The sequence below is a fragment of the Uruburuella suis genome (assembly GCF_004341385.1).
In the GTDB taxonomy this organism is placed as follows: domain Bacteria; phylum Pseudomonadota; class Gammaproteobacteria; order Burkholderiales; family Neisseriaceae; genus Neisseria; species Neisseria suis.
Genome location: NZ_SLXE01000010.1, coordinates 1 through 19,697, shown reverse-complemented (window position 1 = coordinate 19,697; position 19,697 = coordinate 1). Strand labels below are relative to the sequence as shown.

Below are 19,697 nucleotides of genomic sequence, written 5' to 3'. Positions count from 1 at the left end.
CTCTGCTAAATCATACCTAAATCTGGCCGCCTACAATGCAAGGCATCAGGCAGCGCCTCACCAAGCTGCTCCGACCGCAACCCAAACCTGGAGACACACCATGAAAACCCGCAACCACACCGTTACCGCCATCATCGCCGCTTTCGTATTGGCCGCCACAGGCGGTGCCGCCCTTGCCGCCACCGGCAGCGATACATCCTCGGAAGCCGGCCGCGCCGCCCTTGCCGTGGCACAAGCCAAAATCTCACCGGCGCAAGCCATTGCCGCAGCCGAAGCCAAAGCAGGCGGCAAAGCCACCGGCATAGATTTGAAACACAAAAACGGAGCGACTTACTATAAAGTGGAAACCCGCCAAGGCAACCAAGAGCACAAATTGGAAATCGACGCACAAAGCGGCCAAGTGTTAAACAGCAAAACCAAAACCGAAAAAGATGCGCCGCCCCAAGCCAAGATTTCCTTGCAGCAAGCCATCGCTGCGGCCGAAGCCAAAGTGGGCGGCAAAGCCATCGAAGCCGATTTAGAGCATGAAAAAGGCAGCGTTGTTTACGATGTCGAGGTATTGGCAGCCAACGGCACCAAACACGATGTCAAAGTCAACGCCGACAACGGCCAGGTGATTTCCTCAAAAGTCGATCACCCCGATTGATACACACCGCACCGCCAGCCCATCCGGCTGGCGGTTTGGCGGCAGAGCAGGCATACTGGGCTTGATGCAGCAAAAGTGCACTTTGCTGCCGGCATTTTTTTGCCTGCCCCTTTGCCGATTATTGCGATTATTGATTGAAAGCACCTTTGCCTGCAAAGCTTTCAGACGGCCTCTGATACAGGATTTCCCCATGCGCGTATTACTGGTAGAAGACGACAACATGATAGGCGAAGCCCTTGCCGCCGGCCTGAAAGATGCCCGCTATGCGGCAGATTGGGTGAAAAACGGCCGCACCGCGCTCGATGCCTTGGCCGCACAGGCTTACGATTTGGTGCTGCTGGATTTGGGCTTGCCGCAAAAAGACGGCTTGGCCGTGTTGGCCGAAATCCGCAACAGCGGCAAGCCTGTGCCGGTGTTGATTGTCACCGCCCGCGACGATATCCACAGCCGCCTGAGCGGCCTCGACGGCGGCGCAGACGACTACATCATCAAGCCTTTCGACATGGCCGAATTATTGGCGCGCATGCGTGCGGTTTTGCGCCGCCACAACCATTGCGCCTCACCGCTGCTCGACAACGGCATCTTGTCGCTCGATCCCGCAAACTACACCGTTTTTCGCTACGCCCACAACGAAACCCTGATTTTATCCGGCCGTGAATTTTCCATTCTGCAAGCGCTGATGCTGCGTCCGGGCATTATTTTGTCGCGCGCCGAGCTGGAAGACAAAGTGTATGGCTGGGGTGAAGAAGTGGAAAGCAGCGCCATTGATTATCTGATTCATTCCTTGCGCAAAAAGCTCGGTGCCGACAGCATCAAAAACATTCGCGGCGTCGGCTGGATGGTGCCCAAAGCCGGTGAAAGCACACCATGAGCCGCCCCGCCGCTTCCATGCAATTAAACCTGTCGCTGTGGCTGAGCGCCGCCGTGCTGCTGGCAGCGGCTGCGGCCGGCATTTTGTCGTTTATCTCGATGTATCGCGAAGCCAACGACCTGCAAGACCAAATGCTGCAACAAACCGCCGCGCTCATCAACCCTGCCGCCCTGCCGCCGCGCGCCGACAACACCGACAGCGATGTGCGCATCCACATTCAGCCGCTCGAGAGCAGCGCCCCACAGCACTATGCCCTGCCCGCCCGCCTCTCAGACGGCCTGCACACCATCAGCCACGATGGCGACCGCTATCGGGTTTATGTTAAAACCTACCCGCAAGGGCAGCGGCTCGCCTTCATACAGGAAACCGAATTTCGCGATGAAGCCGCATACAACAGCGCCTGGCATGCTGTGGCACCATTATTGCTACTGCTTCCCGTGCTGACCCTGCTGAGCATCTTCACCATACGCCACATGCTCAGGCCGATGCGGCAATTATCCGAAACGCTGGAGCACCGCCCCAGCAGCGACCTCACGCCCTTGCCCGAAGCCCGGCTGCCGCGTGAAGTGTATGGCTTTGTTACCGCCATCAACCGCCTGCTCGGCCGCATCAACGAACACATGCAGCAGCAGCAGCGCTTTATCGCCGATGCCGCTCATGAGCTGCGCTCACCGCTCACCGCCCTATCGCTGCAAGCCGAGCGGCTGGCGCAAACCGACATGCCGGCCGCAGCCGCCGAGCGCCTGCATATTCTCAGCCAAGGCATTTTGCGCAGCCGCAAGCTGTTGGCGCAATTATTGGCGCTGGCCAAAGTGCAAAATCCCAGCGGGCAAGATAAGCAAACCCTTTCGCTGCACACCCTTTACCGACACACCATTCAAGATTTACTGCCCTTGGCCGAAGCCAAAAACATCGACTTAGGCATCGACGGCAGCCAAGATATTGTTTTGCACGCCCATGAGGCAGACATCCAATTATTGGTCAACACGCTGACCGACAACGCCATTCAATACACCCCGCCCGGCGGCCGCATCGATTTGCGTGCTGCACAGCAGGCCGGCAGCATCACGATTGAAATCGAAGACAACGGCCCGGGCATTCCCGCCGCCGAGCGCGCGCGCGTGTTCGACCCGTTTTACCGCATTTTGGGCAACGAAAGCGAAGGCACCGGCTTAGGGCTGTCTATCGCCAAAACCATCGTTGAGCGCAACCACGGCCACATCAGCCTGAATGATGCCGATGCTTTCGAACACGGCCTGAAAGTGACAGCCACTTTTCCGGCCCCGCCGGACAATGAAACGCATTCAAAAAAACAACCCGTTTGAGAATCTGCCCATAAAACCACAGGCCGTCTGAAAGCTTTCAGACGGCCTGTGGCGTGTTTGATACAAAACGTTTACATCAAACCTTTTTATACCAATTCAAAAAAGTAAGCTAACAAGGCGGCGAGCCGCAGACAGTACAACTAGTACGGCAAGGCGAGACAACGAAGTTAGGTTATTTTTTTGGATTGGTATTATAGTGGAATGCATAAAAAAAGTGATGCGTCGGGTAGGTTGGGTTGCAAACCCAACAAATCCAAAGGCCGTCTGAAACCTTGGGTTTATCAACCCACCCTACGCTGTTGCTGCCCATAAAACCGCAGGCCGTCTGAAAGCTTTCAGACGGCCTGCGGTGTGTTTGATGCAAAACGTTTACATCAAACCTTATTCCTTTATTTACTGCGCTTTGGCCACACGGCGCCAATGGTGCAGCAGCGGCTCGGTGTAGCCGCTGGGCTGCGTGGTGCCTTTAAACACCAAGTCGCAAGCCGCCAAAAATGCAGGCGAAGTGTCGAAGCGGCCGACCATGGGCGTGTAGAACGGGTCGCCGGCATTTTGGCCGTCCACCACCGCGGCCATGCGCGCCAGCGTTTCGCGCACCTGCGCTTCGCTCACCACGCCGTGCAGCAGCCAGTTGGCAATGTGTTGGCTGGAAATGCGCAAGGTGGCGCGGTCTTCCATCAAGCCCACATTGTGGATGTCGGGCACTTTCGAGCAACCCACGCCCTGCTCGATCCAGCGCACCACATAGCCCAAAATGCCTTGGCAATTGTTGTCGAGCTCTTGCTGAATCTCTTCTGCCGACCAATTGCGCGCCGCATCCACCGGAATGGTGAGTAAATCATCCAGATAAGCTTTCGGCTCTTGCGCAAGCAATTCTTTTTGCACATCAAACACATTCACCTGATGATAATGCAGCGCATGCAGCGTGGCGCCGGTGGGCGAGGGCACCCAAGCGGTGGTGGCGCCCGATTTGGGGTGGCCGATTTTTTGCTTGAGCATTTCGGCCATCAAATCGGGCATGGCCCACATGCCTTTGCCGATTTGCGCTTTGCCCGGCAGGCCGCATTGCAGGCCGACCTGCACATTGTTCAATTCATAAGCCTGAATCCATTTGCTCGCTTTCATGTCGCCCTTGCGCACCATCGCGCCGGCCAGCATGGAAGTGTGCATTTCATCTCCGGTGCGGTCGAGAAAGCCGGTGTTGATAAACACCACACGCTCGCGCGCTTCGTAAATGCAGGCGGCCAAATTCACCGAAGTGCGGCGCTCTTCATCCATAATGCCCATTTTGAGGGTGTTTTCCGGCAGCTTGGCCAGCGTTTCAATCGCGGCAAACAAATTATTGGCAAAGCGCACTTCTTCGGGGCCGTGCATTTTCGGCTTCACGATATACACCGAGCCTGAGCGGCTGTTGGTGTTTTCGCTGCGGTTGAGGTCGAATGGCGCAATCAGCGCGGTCATCACGCCGTCGAGTATGCCCTCGGGAATTTCATTGCCGTGTTTGTCGAGCACCGCCGGCGTGGTCATCAAATGGCCGACATTGCGGATAAACAGCAGCGAGCGGCCGGGCAGCTTGAATGTGCCGCTGCCGTCGGGTGTGGTGTATTCGCGGTCGGGATTGAGCGTGCGGGTGAAGGTTTGGCCGCCTTTGTGCACTTCTTCCACCAGCGTGCCGTTCATCAAACCGAGCCAGTTGGCATACACCAGCGCTTTGTCTTCGCCATCCACCGCCGTTACCGAATCTTCGCAATCCATAATGGTGGAGAGCGCGGCTTCGAGAATGACATCTTTCACACCTGCCGGATCTTGCGCGCCGATAGGGCTACTTTTGTCGATTAAAATATCGATGTGCAGGCCGTTGTGCAAAAACAATAACGATGTGGGCGCATCGGCGCTGCCGTTGTAGCCCGCGAATAATTCGGGCGCAGCCAAGCCGCTTTCGCTGCCGTCGTTCAATTTGGCATTCAGACGGCCTGCTTTCACCTGATAAGCCACCACGTCTTTATGGCTGCCGGCCGCCAAGGGAATGCTGCTGTCGAGCACATCGCGGGCAAACGCAATCACCGCATCGCCGCGCACCGGATTATAGCCCTTGCCCAGCGCCAAATCGCCGCTTTGATCGATGGCATCGGTGCCGTAGAGCGCGTCATACAGGCTGCCCCAGCGCGCATTGGCGGCATTTAAGGCATAGCGGGCATTGTTAATCGGCACCACCAGCTGCGGCCCCGCCTGCTCGGCCAATTCGCGGTCGACATTTTCCGTGGCGATTTTAAAATCCAACGGCGTGTCGACCAGATATTCCTGCTCGTTCAAAAAAGTTTTATAAGCCGCCAAATCGGCCACCGGGCCCGGATTGTTGCGGTGCCATTGGTCGATCTGCAGCTGGATGCGGTCGCGCTTTTCGAGCAAATCGCGGTTGAGCGGCGCAAATTTATGCACCAAATCGGAAAAGCCTTGCCAAAATGCCACGGCTTCTACGGCCGGATGCTTGGCTAACACTTCTTTTTCGATAAATTGATACAGATTTTTGTCTACCTGCAAATCGGCGGCGGGGATATAGCTATATGCCATTTGAATTCTCCTAATGTTCTTTTTCTGATGTGGGCTTATCCATCAAAGCTTATCGGCAAAATACCACTAATCTGAAGAATAATCCATAGCTTGCCCGCTTCTGTAGTGGAGTGAAAGCTCTTGTTTCAGACGGCCTTTTCAAAGGTTCAGGCCGTCTGAAAGCCATATGGTTCAGACGGCCTTTTGATTTGCGCCTTACTGCATCTGCTCATCCAAATATTCAATCCAATGCATCACCGGCGTAGCCGTGCCGCCCGCCAGATGGCCGATGCAGCCGATATTGGCCGATAAAACCACATCGGGTTTGAGCGCGTTTAAGCGGCTTAATTTGTTGTCGCGCAATTGTTGCGACAATTCGGGTTGGAAAAAAGAATAAGTGCCGGCCGAGCCGCAGCACAAATGCGCGTCTTGCGGCAGCAGCACAGTAATGCCCAATTCGGCAAACAGGCTTTCCACGCTGCCTTTGAGCTTTTGGCCGTGTTGCAGCGTGCAGGGCGGGTGGTAGGCGATGGTGTGCGCGGGCAGATTTGCCGGCAGCTTGGCTTGGATATTTTCGGTTTCGGCGGCCAATATTTCCACAATATCTTTGGCCGCGGCGCTGATGGCTGCGGCTTTTTCGGCATATTGTGCATCGTGTTGCAGATGATAGCCGTATTCTTTCACCGTTGCGCCGCAGCCTGAGGCGTTGATTAACAAGGCTTCTGCGCCCTGCTCCAGCAACGGCCACCAAGCATCGATGTTGCGGCGCATGTCGTTGAGGCTTTGGGCTTCGGCGCCCATGTGCAGATTAATCGCGCCGCAGCAGCCTGCGTTTTGCGGGCGCTGCAATTGGATGCCGAGCTTATCGAGCACGCGCAAGGTGGCGGCGTTGATATTGGGCGACATGCCCGGCTGCACGCAGCCTTCGAGCATAATCATTTTGCGCGGCCGGGCGTTTTGCGGAATGATGCCGGCGGCTTTTTCGGCCATCACTTTGCCGCGCAGCTTTTGCGGCAGCCACGGCCGCAGGGTTTGCGCCACGCGGTAAGTGCTTTCAAACGCAGTTCGGTTGAGCATCAGCCTGCGCAAGGCTTCGCGCCGGGCTTTTTCCGGCAGCGGGCGGCCGATCTGCTTTTCCACTTCGCTGCGGCCGATGTCGAGCAAATGGCCGTATTCCACGCCCGAAGGGCAGGTGGTTTCACAATTGCGGCAGGTGAGGCAGCGGTCGAGGTGGGTTTGAATCTGCACCGTGGCGCTCATGCCTTCGAGCACTTGCTTGATTTGATAGATGCGCCCGCGCGGGCCGTCGAGCTCGTCGCCGGTGAGCTGGTAGGTAGGGCATGTGGCGTTGCAAAAGCCGCAATGCACGCAGGTTTGCAGAATTTTGTCGGCAATTTTACCGCGCGGCGTGTGTTTGATGAAATCAGCCAGATGGGTTTGCATGGTGGTTGTTTCCGTTTTTTTGTTTTCAGACGGCCTGAGCATGTTTCAAACAACCATTCTGAAGGCCGTCTGAAAGCTTTTATACCAATCCAAAAAAATAACCTAACTTCGTTGGCTCGCCTAGCCGTACTAGGTGTACTGTCTTCGGCTCGCCGCCTTGTTAGCTTACTTTTTTGAATTGGTATTATGCCTGTTTTTTCAACATTGGATTTGCTGCATCAAGCCGGGAAAAACATGGTTAAAGCTTGGGGTAAAGCCGCCCCGGGTTGAAAATGCCGCTCGGGTCGAAGCTTTGCTTCAGGCGCTGGTTGATGGCCAGCAAGGCTTCGGGCAGCGGTGTGAACACGGTTTCGCCCACCGCCGCTGCGCCGCGAAACAGGGTGGCATGGCCGCCGGCATTTTGCGCGAGCGCGCGCATTTCCCGCGCGGCAGCACCGGTGCGGTACCAGCGCAGGCCGCCGCCCCACTCTATTGACGAGAGGCCGTCTGAATCGGCCACGGGCGCGGTGTCGGGCACGGATATGCGCCACAAGCGCTCGCCTTCGTTCAAATCAAATTCAGGCCGCGCCTGCTCGCGCACGGTTTGCCACCAGCTGCGCGAAGCGGCTTCGTTCATGCGCTCGCCGCCCAAAAGCTCAACGGCGGTTTTCACCCCCGCCTCCGTGCCGCACAGGCGCAGGCTCAACACACCGTCTGCCCAATAGCTTGCAGTGAGCGGCAGCGGCTGCCCCATCAGCGCATTGAGCGTGGGCACGGCTTCGGCGGCGCGGCTTTCAAATTGCAGCGTGGCTTCGGCAAAAGGCTGCGGCAACACTTTGAGCGATAGCTCGGTGATCACGCCCAGCGTGCCGAGCGAGCCGGCCAAAAGCCGCGCCACATCGTAGCCGGCCACGTTTTTCACCACCGTGCCGCCGAAATGCAGGTGCTCGCCGCGGCCATTGAGCAGGCGCGCACCGAGCACGAAATCTTTCACCGCGCCCGCATGTGCCCTTCTGGGGCCGGCCAAACCGGCGGCCACCGCGCCGCCTATGGTTGCACCGTCTCCGAAATGCGGCGGCTCAAACGGCAGGTTTTGGCGGCTTTCAGACAAGGCCGCTTCGATTTCCGCCAACGGCGTGCCGGCGCGCGCAGTGAGCACCAATTCGGCGGGATCGTAGGCCACGATGCCGCTGTGTTCGCGTGTGTCCAACACATCGGCATTTTCGGGCCGCGTTTGTTCGCCATAAAAATCTTTTGTGCCGCCGCCCTTGATAATCAGCGGAATGTGGCGGTGGGTGGCATGCAGAATCTGCTCGCGCATTCGGATAAAGGTTTGTTCCATAATTATTTTTCTTTCAGACGGCCTTAATCTTTCGACACCGCAATGGTGTGTTTGATGTGTTTTAAATTCGCCACAATCACAAATGTCATCATCACCAGCATGGCCCATGAGCTCCACTTGCTGATGTGCACCAACGACCATGCGCCGATTTGATTGGGATACTGCCAAATGCCGGCAAACGTGCTGATGTTTTCCGCCAGCCAGATAAAAAAGCCGATCAGCACAAAAGCCAGCAAAAGCGGCATTTTGCGTGTGCGGTCATAAGGCGTGAAATACACCGTGGTGCGCGCATAAAGCCCTAATGCAAATGCCGCCAAATACCAGCGGTAATCGCCGATATAGTGATGGCTGAAAAAATTCACATAAATAGCCGCGGCGGTGAGCGCGGCCAGCCAATAAGGCGGGTGGCTTTTAATCCGCAAATCCAGCAGCCGCCAAGCCTGGATGATATAGCTGCCCACCGCCGCATACATAAAGCCGGTGAAAAGCGGCACGCCCCACAATTTGCTGTAGGCAAAATCGGGATAAGCCCACGATTGGATGCTGCCCGAGGTTTTGAACACTTCCAGCGCAAAGCCCACCACATGAAACAGCGTGATTGCTTTCATTTCATCCCAGGTTTCCAGCCGAAAATAAAGCATCGCCGCCTGCACCGCCAACGCAAACACCAGCAGCAAATCATAGCGCGGCACGCCCAGCCAACCGCCGCGCGGAACGGCAAACATGGCGATAAAAAACAAGCCGGCAAACAGGCAGGCGCGCGCTTCTTTCAGCCCGAAAAACCAAAATTCCACGCAAAAGCGCCGAGCGCCGCGCAAATCAGGGCGCGGCGGATGCTGCATCAGCCAGCGGTCGAGCTTATTGATCATCTGCTGCCTTTTTGCTTCCAGACGGCCTGAATTCAACAGGCCGTCTGAAACCTAAAACCTTTCCAAATCGGGAAACTTCATCGCCCCGCGCGGAATGTGCATCCGCCCGTATTCGGCGCAACGGTTTTTGGTGGGAATGGCTTTATCGGCGTTGAGCAAGCCGCTGGGGTCGAAAGCGAATTTCACGCCCCAAAAGGCGGCGCGTTCGGCTTCGGAAAACTGCACGCACATGCCGTTGATTTTTTCGATGCCCACGCCGTGCTCGCCGGTAATCGTGCCGCCCAAGCGCACACATTCTTCCAAAATATCCGCGCCAAAGGCTTCGGCTTGCGGCCATTGCCCCTGCGCGGAATCAAACAAAATCAGCGGGTGCATATTGCCATCGCCTGCGTGAAACACATTAATGCATTGCAGCCCGTATTTCTCCTCCATGGCGGCAATGCTGCGCAACAGCGTGCTGATGTAGCGGCGCGGCACGGTGCCGTCCATGCAGTAATAATCGGGTGCCATTTGCGCGGCGGCGGGAAAGGCGTTTTTGCGCCCCGACCAAAACGCCAGCCGCTCGATTTCGTTGCGCGACACCTGTATGCGAATCGCCCCACTTTGCTCAAACACGGCAATCATGCGCGCGATTTCTTCGGCCACTTCTTCGGCCGTGCCGTCAGACTCGCACAGCAAAATCGCTTCGGCGCGGGTGTCGTAGCCGATATTCAAATAGCGGTCGATGGCGCGGGTGGCGGGGCCGTCCATCATTTCCAGCCCGGCGGGAATAATGCCGGCGGCAATCACGGCGGCCACGGCATCGCCCGCTTTGCCCATATCGTCGAAGCTCGCCATAATCACCTGCGCCGTGCGCGGCTTGGGCACAAGCTTCACCACCACTTCGGTTACCACGGCAAACATGCCCTCGCTGCCGATAAACACGGTGAGCAAATCCAGCCCCGGCGCATCGTAGCCTTCACCGCCCAATTCAATCACGCCGCCATCGATGGTAACAGCGCGGATTTTCAACACATTGTTCACCGTGAGGCCGTATTTCAAGCAATGCACGCCGCCGGAATTTTCGGCCACATTGCCGCCGATGCTGCACGCCAATTGGCTCGACGGGTCGGGCGCGTAATACAAACCATGCGGCGCGGCGGCATCGGAAACGGCCAGATTGCGAACGCCCGGCTGCACCGTGGCCGTGCGCGCCTGCGGATTCACGTTCACAATCTTATTGAGCTTGGCGGTGGAGAGCACAATCCCATCGGGGGTGGGCATGGCGCTGCCGGCCAGCCCCGTGCCCGCCCCGCGCGGCACCACCGCAATGCCCAGCCGCATACAGGTTTTCAACACCATTTGCACTTGAGCTTCGTTTTCCGGCAGCACCACGCCCAGCGGCAATTGCGTAAACGCCGCCAGCGCATCGCATTCATAAGGCGTGATTTCGGACAATTCAGTGAGAAAATGCAGCTGCCGCCATTCCTGCTTCAGCGTGTCGAGCAGGCTTTGGCGCCCGGCTTCAGAAAGCGGCGTGCGCGGTTGCGGTTCCATAGTATTCAGTATTCCTTGTTTATTGGATGCAGCCGCTGGAAACTTTCAGACGGCCTCTTGAAACTGATGGCAATCATAACAGCTTTCAACAAACGCGTGCAGCCCGAAAAATGCCGTCTGAAAGCCGATTGCGGCTTGAACGCAGCCAAAATTCAAGCGATAATCAGCGCTTCCACCTCAAACGAAAAAAGGTATTCCCAATGGCTTCTCAACTGGCAAACGCCATCCGCTTCCTCTCTGCCGACGCAGTGCAAAAAGCCAATTCCGGCCACCCCGGTGCGCCGATGGGCATGGCCGACATGGCCGAAGTGTTGTGGACACAATTTTTAAACCACAACCCCGCCAACCCCAAATTCTACAACCGCGACCGTTTTGTATTGTCCAACGGCCACGCTTCGATGATTTTGTATAGCCTGCTCCACCTCACCGGCTACAACGTTTCCATCGATGATTTGAAAAACTTCCGCCAGCTGCACAGCAACACCCCCGGCCACCCCGAATATGGCTACACCGACGGCGTGGAAACCACCACCGGCCCGCTCGGCCAAGGCATTGCCAATGCCGTGGGCTTCGCGTTGGCAGAAAAACTGCTGGCCGAAGAGTTTAATAAAGACGGTCTCAATATTGTCGACCACCACACTTATGTTTTCTTGGGCGACGGCTGCCTGATGGAAGGCGTGTCGCACGAAGCCTGCTCGCTCGCCGGCACCTTAGGCTTGGGCAAATTGGTGGTGCTTTATGACGACAACAATATTTCCATCGACGGCAAAGTAGACGGCTGGTTTACCGAAAACATCCCCGAGCGTTTCGCCGCCTACGGCTGGCATGTGGTGCCCAATGTCAACGGCCACGACACCGCCGCGCTCAAAGCCGCCATCGAAGAAGCGCGCGCCGAAACCGGCAAACCCAGTATCATCTGCTGCAAAACGCTGATCGGCAAAGGCGCCGCCACCAAAGAAGGCAGCCACAAAACCCACGGCGCGCCCTTGGGCGCGGAAGAGCTGGAAGCCACGCGCAAACATTTGGGCTGGAATTACGGCCCGTTTGAAGTGCCGCAAGAAATTTACGATGCGTGGAACGCCAAAGAAAAAGGCGCCAAGCTGGAAAACGAGTGGAATAATTTATTTGCGCAATACCAAGCCAAATTCCCCGCCGAAGCCGCCGAATTTATCCGCCGCATGGATAAAAAGCTGCCCGAAAATTTCGACGCTTATGTTCAGACGGCCTTACAAGAAGTGTGTACCAAAGCCGAAAAAATCGCCACCCGCAAAGCCAGCCAAAACAGCATCGAAATTTTGGCCGAAGTGTTGCCCGAATTTGTCGGCGGCTCGGCCGACCTCACCCCCTCCAACCTCACCGATTGGTCAAAAAGCGTATCGGTCAAACCGCACAGCGGCGGCAACTATATCCACTACGGTGTGCGCGAATTCGGCATGAGCGCCATCATGAACGGCTTGGCACTGCACGGCGGCGTAAAGCCTTTCGGCGCAACATTCCTGATGTTTAGCGAATACGCCCGCAACGCCCTGCGCATGGCCGCGCTGATGAAAATCAACCCGATATTCGTTTACACCCACGATTCTATCGGCCTCGGTGAAGACGGCCCCACGCATCAACCGGTGGAGCAAACCGCCAGCCTGCGCCTGATTCCCAATATGGCCGTTTGGCGCCCGTGCGACACCGCCGAATCGCTGGTGGCCTGGGCCGAAGCCGTAAAAGCCGCCGATCACCCGAGCTGCCTGATTTTCAGCCGCCAAAACCTGCCCTTTATCAGCCGCAGCGCGCAGCAGCTGGCCGACATCCAACGCGGCGGCTATGTGATCCGCGCCGCAGAAGAAGGCGCGGCGCAAGCGGTGATTATCGCCACCGGCTCCGAAGTGGAATTGGCGCTCAACGCACAAACCGTGCTGGCCGAACAGGGCGTGTTTGTCAACGTGGTGTCTATGCCCTCCACCAATGTGTTCGACAAACAAGATGCCCAATACCAAGCAAGCGTGCTGCCGCAAGGCCTGCCGCGCATCGCCGTGGAAGCCGGCGTGAGCGACGGCTGGTATAAATATGTGGGCTTGAACGGCGCGGTTATCGGGCTCGACCGCTTCGGCGAATCCGCGCCGGCCGAATTGCTGTTTAAAGAATTCGGCTTCACTGTGGATCATGTGGTAGAAGTAGTGAAAAACGTATTGTCTGCCTGATAAGCCGGAGCAACAAAAGGCCGTCTGAAGCTTTGCTTTCAGACGGCCTTTTGTTTCAACCCAACACCACCGTTTACAACACAATGCCTTTCAATAAAATCAGCCGCAAACCTTGCTCCAGCCTACCTTGCATTGCCGCACCCAAGCCGGCAAAAAATGTAGAACCTACCCTAAATGCAGAACAAAACCGATATTCAATCAAAATTGCCACTCAAAGCAAAAGCGCTTGAAATCGTTGATTTCAAGCGCTTTTTATATTTGGTGCCCAGGGTCGGACTCGAACCGACACACCTTTCGGCGGGGGATTTTGAGTCCCCTGCGTCTACCAATTTCGCCACCTGGGCGGTGAAGAAGACGCTATTATAGCGGCAATTTTTTTCTTGTAAAGCGCCGGCTGCGAATTTTTCCGTGCTTTTTATTAATTTATTGAAAAAAATAGACATTTAAGTTATTTTATTTCCGCCCCGAACATGGCATATCGCCGCATCAAGCCTTTCTCGACAAACAATAAGCTTTGCCTGCATCAAAACTCTGTGAAAAAAAGCGGTTTTTGCCTATATTGAAGCGGATAAACGCGCTAAGATTGATAATTGCCAACGCGTTAGGATTTACTCGCATTTCATCACACCGCGCTATCGGCTCAAAATCTTGCCGGCAAGTGAAATGCAAACAAGCCCTAAGCTGCTCTGGCTATTCGTTTATAAAGGGTTTCTCCCCTGAAAATGCAGACAACGCAGCATGTTTTTTCAAAAGCAAAAAGCACCCGTAAATCGAATGGCAGAATACCTTAACAACACAGGAACATCAAAAATGAATAAAAAATGGATTGCCCTCAGCCTCAGCGCCGGCCTGTTTGCTTTAGCAGGCTGTCAGCCGCAACAAGCGGCGCAAGCGCCTGCCCCGGCAGAACAGGCAGCCTCAACCGCTGCCGCAGCCGGCGGCAGCTTTCACGGCACCGATATGCGCAAAGAAGATATCGGCGGCGACTTCACCATGACCGATGGCGACGGTAAGCCGTTTACCCTCAGCAGCCTCAAAGGCAAAGCGGTGATTTTGGCTTTCGGCTACACCCACTGCCCCGATATCTGCCCCACCGAGCTGCTCACTTATAGCGATGCCCTCAAGCAATTGGGCGAGCAGGCCAAAGATGTGGCGGTGATTTTCGCCAGCGTAGATCCCGAGCGCGACACGCCGGAATTAATCGGCAAATATGTGCGCCAATTCAACCCGGCCTTTATCGGCCTCACCGTTACCGGCGATCAGAGCCTGCCCATTATCAAGCAGCAATACCGCGTGGTATCGGCCAAGGCCGGCCAGCAATCCGAGCAGGTTTATCTGGTGGATCATTCGGCCGGCACTTATTTGCTCGATAAAGAGGGCGAGGTGGCGGTGTTTGCGCCTTACGGCACCACGGCCACACAAATCGCCGATGACCTCAAGATTTTGCTAAAATAAGCGCTTTGCCGCCACAGGCCGTCTGAAAGCAAGGTTTCAGACGGCCTCATCAAGAAAGCCATCATGTCTGACAACAATCTGACCATCGCCCTTTCCAAAGGCCGTATTTTCGACGAAACCCTGCCCCTCTTGGCCGCCGCCGGCATCACGCCGGCGGAAGATCCGGAAAAATCGCGCAAGCTGATTATTCAAACCAACCGGCCCGACATCCGCCTGGTGATTGTGCGTGCCAGCGATGTGCCCACTTATGTGCAATATGGCGCGGCCGATTTCGGCATTGCCGGCAAAGATGTGTTGATTGAGCATGGCGGCAGCGGCCTTTATCAGCCGCTGGATTTGCAAATCGCCAAATGCCGCATGATGGTGGCGGTGAAAAAAGGTTTTGACTATGCCGCCGCCTCGCAACCGGGCTGCCGCTTGCGCGTGGCCACCAAATATCCCGATATTGCCGCCGAACATTTCGCCGGCAAAGGCGTGCATGTGGACATTATCAAGCTCTACGGCTCGATGGAGCTGGCGCCCTTGGTGGGCTTGAGCGATGCGATTGTGGATTTAGTGTCTACCGGCAACACGCTCAAAGCCAACCACCTCGAAGCGGTAGAACACATTATCGACATTTCCAGCCGCCTTGTGGTAAACAAAGCCGCGCTGAAAGTGAAATATGCCGCCATCCAGCCGATTATCGATGCCTTTGCCGGCGCCATCGGCAAGCAAACGCCACAGGCCGTCTGAAATGAACAAACCCGATTATTCCGCCAAGCTCGCCGTGTTGATCGATGCCGACAACGCCCCGGCCGACATTATCGACGCCCTGCTCGAAGAAATCGCCAAATACGGCATCGCCAGCGTCAAACGCATCTACGGCGACTGGAGCAGCGGCCTGAACAAATGGAAAACCGCGCTTTTGCCGCACGCCATCACGCCGGTGCAGCAATTTGCCTACACCAAAGGCAAAAACGCCACCGATATGGCGCTGGTGATTGATGCGATGGATTTGCTTTATAGCAACACGTTCGACGGGTTTTGCATTGTATCGAGCGACAGCGATTTCACCCGCTTAGCCAGCCGCATCCGCGAAAACGGCCTCACCGTGTACGGCTTTGGCGAGAAAAAAACACCCGAATCATTCCGCAAAGCCTGCGATAAATTCATCTACACCGAAATTTTCCGCCCCGGCCACGGCAAGCCCGAGAATGCCGCCGCCAAAACCACCAATGCCCCGAAAGCCAGCGATGAAAGCGGCAACCTCGCCGCCATCGACAAAGCGCTGATTAATCTGCTCTACAAAGCCCTGAAAGAGAGCGCCGACGACAGCGGCTGGGCGGGCTTGGGCGCAGTCGGCAGCTATGTCAACAAGGTTAATTCCGATTTCGATGCCCGCAACTACGGCTTCTCCAAGCTCTCCGACCTCATCAAATCGCTGGATATTTTCGAAACCCAAACCGATGGCAGCAACCAGCTCAAATTGCGCAAACGCGCCAAAAGCAGCGACAAAGCCGCCGACAGCGCCCCCGCCGCCAAAACATCCGCCACCAAGGCCGGCACCACGGCCAAACCCGCGCCCCGCGCCGCCGCTAAAAAAGCCGATGCCCCGCCCAAGCCCTCTTTCAGCAAACTGATTCCCGTCGCCCAAAGCGCCGTTGATGCCTGCGCCAATGCCGAGGGCTGGGCGAATATTTTGAGCGTGGCCAAAAAAATCAAACAGCTCGAGCCCGCCTTCGACCCCAAACACTACGGCCACGACACCGCCAAAGCCGTGCTGCATGCGGTATACAGCGATTGGCTCGAATTCGAGAAAAAAGGCCGCAGCGAATTTGTGCGCAATGTCGGCCGCTTCGTCAGAAAACAGGCCGTCTGAACGCACCGCTTACCTTATTGAACATCCACAGAGAAAAACATGAAACTGCTCAACACCCAATCTGCCGACTTCCAAAGCGCGCTCCAAGCCCTGCTGGCTTTTGAAACCGCGCAAGACCCGAAAATCGATCAAATCGTGGCCGATATCTGCGCCGATGTGCAAAAGCGCGGCGATGCGGCCGTGATCGAATACAGCAATCGCTTTGACGGCACCTCGGCGCAAAGCATGGCCGACCTCACGCTTACCCAAGCCGATTTGCAGGCCGCTTTCGAGCGCCTGCCCGCAAACGTTCAGACGGCCTTACAACAATCCGCCGCCCGCGTGGAAAGCTACCACCAGCGCCAAAAAATGCAATCGTGGCACTACACCGATGAAGACGGCACCCTGCTCGGCCAACAAATCAGCGCGCTCGACCGCGTCGGCATTTATGTGCCCGGCGGTAAAGCCGCTTATCCCAGCTCGGTGATTATGAACGCCATGCCCGCGCATGTGGCCGGCGTGCCCGAAATCATCATGGTAGTGCCCACGCCGGGCGGCGAGCGCAACGATATCGTGCTGGCCGCGGCTTTCGTGGCCGGCGTCACCCGCGTGTTCACCATCGGCGGCGCGCAAGCTGTGGCCGCGCTGGCTTATGGCACCGAAACCGTGCCGCAGGTAGACAAAATCACCGGTCCCGGCAATGCTTTCGTGGCCGCCGCCAAACGCCGCGTGTTCGGCGTGGTGGGCATCGACATGGTGGCAGGGCCGTCTGAAATTCTCGTGATTGCCGATGGCAGCACGCCGGCCGAATGGGTGGCGATGGATTTATTCAGCCAGGCCGAGCACGATGAAATCGCCCAAGCCATTTTAATCGCCACTTCGCAACAATATCTCGATGACGTTCAAGCGGCCATGGATAAATTGATTCAAGAAATGCCCCGCCGCGCCATTATCGAAGCCTCGCTGGGCAACCGCGGCGCGATGATTTTGGCCAAAGATTTGGATGAAGCCTGCGAAATCGCCAACTATATCGCCCCCGAGCATCTGGAATTATCGGTGGAAAACGCGCAAGAATGGGCACCCAAAATCCGCCACGCCGGCGCGATTTTCATGGGCAAATACACCAGCGAGAGCCTTGGCGACTATTGCGCCGGCCCGAACCACGTGTTGCCCACCAGCCGCACCGCCCGCTTCTCTTCCCCGCTGGGCACATACGATTTCCAAAAACGCTCCAGCCTGATTCAAGTATCTGAAGCCGGTGCGCAAAGCCTGGGCAAAATCGCCAGCACCTTGGCACACGGCGAAATGCTCACCGCGCATGCACGCGCAGCGGAATTCCGTTTGAAGGATTGATGATACCGAGCCGCCCGCTCAATGATTATTGGCACAAACAAAAGGCCGTCTGAAAGAAATCTTTCAGACGGCCTTTTGTTATATAGTGGAATGCAGGAAAAAGTGATACAGCGGGTAGGTTGGGTTGAAAACCCAACAAGCCCATAGGCCGTCTGAAACGTTGGGTTTGGCAACCCAACCTACCTATTATAGCGCGTAGTTTTGCATCACTTTTTCTTGCATTTCACTATAAATATTTTCTTTAATTCAAATGCTTAAGGCATCAACATACCACCGTTTACATGCAGGGTTTGGCCGGTGATGTATTTGGCCTGATCGCTGGCGAGAAACAGCACCGTATCGGCAATATCCTGCACATCGCCCAAGCGGCCGAGCGCGGTTTGCGATTCAAAGAAAGCGCGTTGCTCTTCGGGCAAGGCACGCGTCATGTCGGTGTCGATAAAGCCCGGCGCCACGCAATTGACGGTGATGCCGCGGCTGCCCACTTCGCGCGCCAACGATTTGGAAAAACCGATTAAGCCCGCTTTGGCAGCAGCATAATTGGTTTGACCGGGGTTGCCCATCACGCCCACCACCGAAGTGAGGTTGATAATGCGGCCGCCGCGCTGCTTCATCATGCCGCGCAACACGGCTTTGCTGGCGCGGAATACCGATTTAAGGTTGACTTGCATGATGTCGTCCCACTCTTCTTCTTTCATGCGCATCAAGAGATTGTCGCGGGTGATGCCGGCATTGTTCACCAAAATATCCAGCTTGCCATGCTCTTTTTCAATAGCGGAAATCAACGCTTCGATGCTGCCCGCAGCAGCCGAATCCAACACGCGGCCTTCGCCACCCCATTGCGCCAAACGCCCGCCAATCGCGGCCGCACCATTTTCGGAAGTGGCGGTGCCGATCACTTTGGCACCGGCTTGTGCCAAAGTGTCGGCAATGGCCGCACCAATGCCGCGTGATGCGCCGGTAACCAGGGCAATTTTGCCGCTTAAATCTTGTGAACTCATGAAATATCCTTTTTCGTTGAAGTCTGTTTCAGACGGCCTGATAATCCATCAGGCCGTCTGAAACATAGAAAATCAATGCTTGTGCGCTGCGTTCAGACGGCCTTTACCATAAAGGCCGTCTGAACAGCTGAGAAGCAGCCCGCCTTTTACCCGCGCGATGCGGCGTAAACAAGCTTTAATGTGCTTCGATAAACACCGCCACTTGCTCCGCATTGGTCAGCGCCGTGCAGGCCGCTTCTTTGTTGATGCGCTTGGCCAAGCCCGCCAGTACTTTGCCCGGGCCGCATTCGGCCGATTCTGCAATGCCCTCGGCCACCAGCGCATTCACGGTTTCGGTCCAGCGCACGGGGCTGTAAAGCTGGCGCACCAGCGCATCTTTGATTTTATCGGCATCATCGTAAGCGGCCACATCGGCATTGTGGATCACGCGGATTTGCGGCGTGTGGATAACCACATCTTGCAAAGCCTCGGCCAATTTTTCTGCCGCCGGCTTCATCAAGCTGCAATGCGAGGGCACGGAAACGGGCAAGGGCAGCGCGCGCTTGGCGCCGGCTTCTTTGGCGGCGGCCATGGCGCGCTCAACGGCGGCAACATTGCCCGCAATCACCACCTGCCCGGGCGAATTGAAATTCACCGCTTCCACCACTTCGCCTTGTGCGGTTTGGGCGCAAATGGCCTGCACCTGATCATCATCCAAGCCCAACACAGCAGCCATCGCGCCCACGCCCTGCGGCACGGCGCTTTGCATCAGCTCGGCGCGCAAACGCACGAGCTTCACCGCATCGGCAAACGAAAGCGCACCGGCGGCCACCAGCGCGCTATATTCACCCAAGCTGTGGCCGGCCACCACGGCAGGCGTTTTGCCGCCCGCTTCGAGATAAGCACGGTAAGTGGCCACGCCTGCGGCCAGCATCAAGGGTTGGGTGTTGACGGTTTCATTGATGGGCGCGGCATCGCTGCCGTTCATCATCGCCCACAAATCCTGGCCGAGCGCGGCAGAGGCTTCATCAAACGTGGCCTCCACCACCGCGCGGCCTTCAAAACCGTTCATCATGCCTAAGCTTTGCGAGCCTTGGCCGGGAAAGAAAAAGGCAAATTTCATTTCGATATCCTTTAAAACAATTCATTGAGCGCCCGATTATATTTCGTTGTCCGACAAGCATTTTTTGGAATCGGTATTGCCCCAAGATAAAATGTGAACAGACCCTAGGGCGTCCTGACAATTACTTGTCATAAAGGCAGCCATAGCATAATACAAGCTAAAGCAACTACGCTTTCATAATGCCTTTTCAAACGAT

General features: G+C 56.3%; 15 protein-coding genes and 1 tRNA gene. 8 read left to right on the top strand and 8 right to left on the bottom strand.

Annotated elements, in window-relative coordinates; translation table 11 throughout:
• Positions 1-100 precede the first annotated feature (100 nt).
• The 3 genes from EV680_RS04945 to EV680_RS04935 all read left to right on the top strand — a co-directional run bounded on the left by EV680_RS04945 (position 101) and on the right by EV680_RS04935 (position 2,842).
• Positions 101-646 carry a PepSY domain-containing protein gene (locus tag EV680_RS04945; protein WP_132953636.1) on the top strand — a complete coding sequence of 182 codons (546 nt, stop codon included), beginning with the start codon at positions 101-103 and terminating at the stop codon, positions 644-646.
• Positions 647-836: 190 nt separating this feature from the next.
• The gene (locus EV680_RS04940; RefSeq protein ID WP_132953635.1) at positions 837-1,517 is read left to right on the top strand and encodes a response regulator transcription factor; all 681 of its coding nucleotides are present in this window, start codon (positions 837-839) and stop codon (positions 1,515-1,517) included.
• Positions 1,514-2,842 (top strand): sensor histidine kinase, encoded by a 1,329-nt coding sequence (locus tag EV680_RS04935; RefSeq protein ID WP_243650336.1) that lies wholly within the window; start codon positions 1,514-1,516, stop codon positions 2,840-2,842. The genes EV680_RS04940 and EV680_RS04935 overlap by 4 nt, the downstream gene beginning before the upstream one ends.
• A gap of 393 nt (positions 2,843-3,235) precedes the next feature.
• Here the strand turns inward: EV680_RS04935 and EV680_RS04930 are convergent, their stop codons facing one another.
• From EV680_RS04930 to EV680_RS04910, 5 genes are all read right to left on the bottom strand, one after another.
• On the bottom strand, positions 3,236-5,413 hold the full coding sequence (locus EV680_RS04930) for a malate synthase G (RefSeq protein WP_132953634.1): 2,178 nt from the start codon (positions 5,411-5,413) through the stop codon (positions 3,236-3,238).
• A 195-nt stretch (positions 5,414-5,608) separates the two neighbouring features.
• On the bottom strand, positions 5,609-6,835 hold the full coding sequence (glcF, locus tag EV680_RS04925; protein WP_132953633.1) for a glycolate oxidase subunit GlcF: 1,227 nt from the start codon (positions 6,833-6,835) through the stop codon (positions 5,609-5,611).
• A gap of 238 nt (positions 6,836-7,073) precedes the next feature.
• Positions 7,074-8,156 carry a glycolate oxidase subunit GlcE gene (gene glcE, locus EV680_RS04920; protein ID WP_132953632.1) on the bottom strand — a complete coding sequence of 361 codons (1,083 nt, stop codon included), beginning with the start codon at positions 8,154-8,156 and terminating at the stop codon, positions 7,074-7,076.
• Positions 8,157-8,179: 23 nt separating this feature from the next.
• On the bottom strand, positions 8,180-9,025 hold the full coding sequence (locus EV680_RS04915; protein WP_132953631.1) for a DUF817 domain-containing protein: 846 nt from the start codon (positions 9,023-9,025) through the stop codon (positions 8,180-8,182).
• Between the two features lie 51 nt (positions 9,026-9,076).
• Positions 9,077-10,561, bottom strand: coding sequence for an FAD-linked oxidase C-terminal domain-containing protein (locus EV680_RS04910; protein ID WP_132953630.1), 1,485 nt, complete (start codon positions 10,559-10,561; stop codon positions 9,077-9,079).
• Positions 10,562-10,761: 200 nt separating this feature from the next.
• On the opposite strand from EV680_RS04910, the gene tkt reads away from it, so the two are divergent.
• Positions 10,762-12,753: a transketolase gene (tkt, locus tag EV680_RS04905; RefSeq protein ID WP_132953629.1), complete on the top strand. Its 1,992-nt coding sequence runs from the start codon at positions 10,762-10,764 to the stop codon at positions 12,751-12,753.
• 259 nt (positions 12,754-13,012) lie between these two features.
• Here the strand turns inward: tkt and EV680_RS04900 are convergent.
• A tRNA-Leu gene (locus EV680_RS04900) sits at positions 13,013-13,097 on the bottom strand.
• 466 nt (positions 13,098-13,563) lie between these two features.
• Here EV680_RS04900 and EV680_RS04895 point away from each other — a divergent pair.
• The 4 genes from EV680_RS04895 to hisD all read left to right on the top strand — a co-directional run bounded on the left by EV680_RS04895 (position 13,564) and on the right by hisD (position 17,398).
• Complete coding sequence (locus EV680_RS04895; protein WP_132953628.1) at positions 13,564-14,208, top strand: SCO family protein; 645 nt, start codon at positions 13,564-13,566, stop codon at positions 14,206-14,208.
• A 63-nt stretch (positions 14,209-14,271) separates the two neighbouring features.
• A complete protein-coding gene (gene hisG, locus EV680_RS04890; RefSeq protein WP_132953627.1) occupies positions 14,272-14,940 on the top strand; it encodes an ATP phosphoribosyltransferase in 669 nt (222 codons plus the stop codon).
• 1 nt (position 14,941) lies between these two features.
• Positions 14,942-16,066: an NYN domain-containing protein gene (locus EV680_RS04885; protein WP_207894290.1), complete on the top strand. Its 1,125-nt coding sequence runs from the start codon at positions 14,942-14,944 to the stop codon at positions 16,064-16,066.
• Positions 16,067-16,105: 39 nt separating this feature from the next.
• Positions 16,106-17,398 (top strand): histidinol dehydrogenase, encoded by a 1,293-nt coding sequence (hisD, locus tag EV680_RS04880; RefSeq protein WP_132953625.1) that lies wholly within the window; start codon positions 16,106-16,108, stop codon positions 17,396-17,398.
• Between the two features lie 254 nt (positions 17,399-17,652).
• Here the strand turns inward: hisD and fabG are convergent, their stop codons facing one another.
• Positions 17,653-18,399, bottom strand: coding sequence for a 3-oxoacyl-ACP reductase FabG (gene fabG, locus EV680_RS04875; protein WP_132953624.1), 747 nt, complete (start codon positions 18,397-18,399; stop codon positions 17,653-17,655).
• A 175-nt stretch (positions 18,400-18,574) separates the two neighbouring features.
• Positions 18,575-19,501 carry an ACP S-malonyltransferase gene (gene fabD, locus EV680_RS04870; protein WP_132953623.1) on the bottom strand — a complete coding sequence of 309 codons (927 nt, stop codon included), beginning with the start codon at positions 19,499-19,501 and terminating at the stop codon, positions 18,575-18,577.
• Positions 19,502-19,697 lie beyond the last annotated feature (196 nt).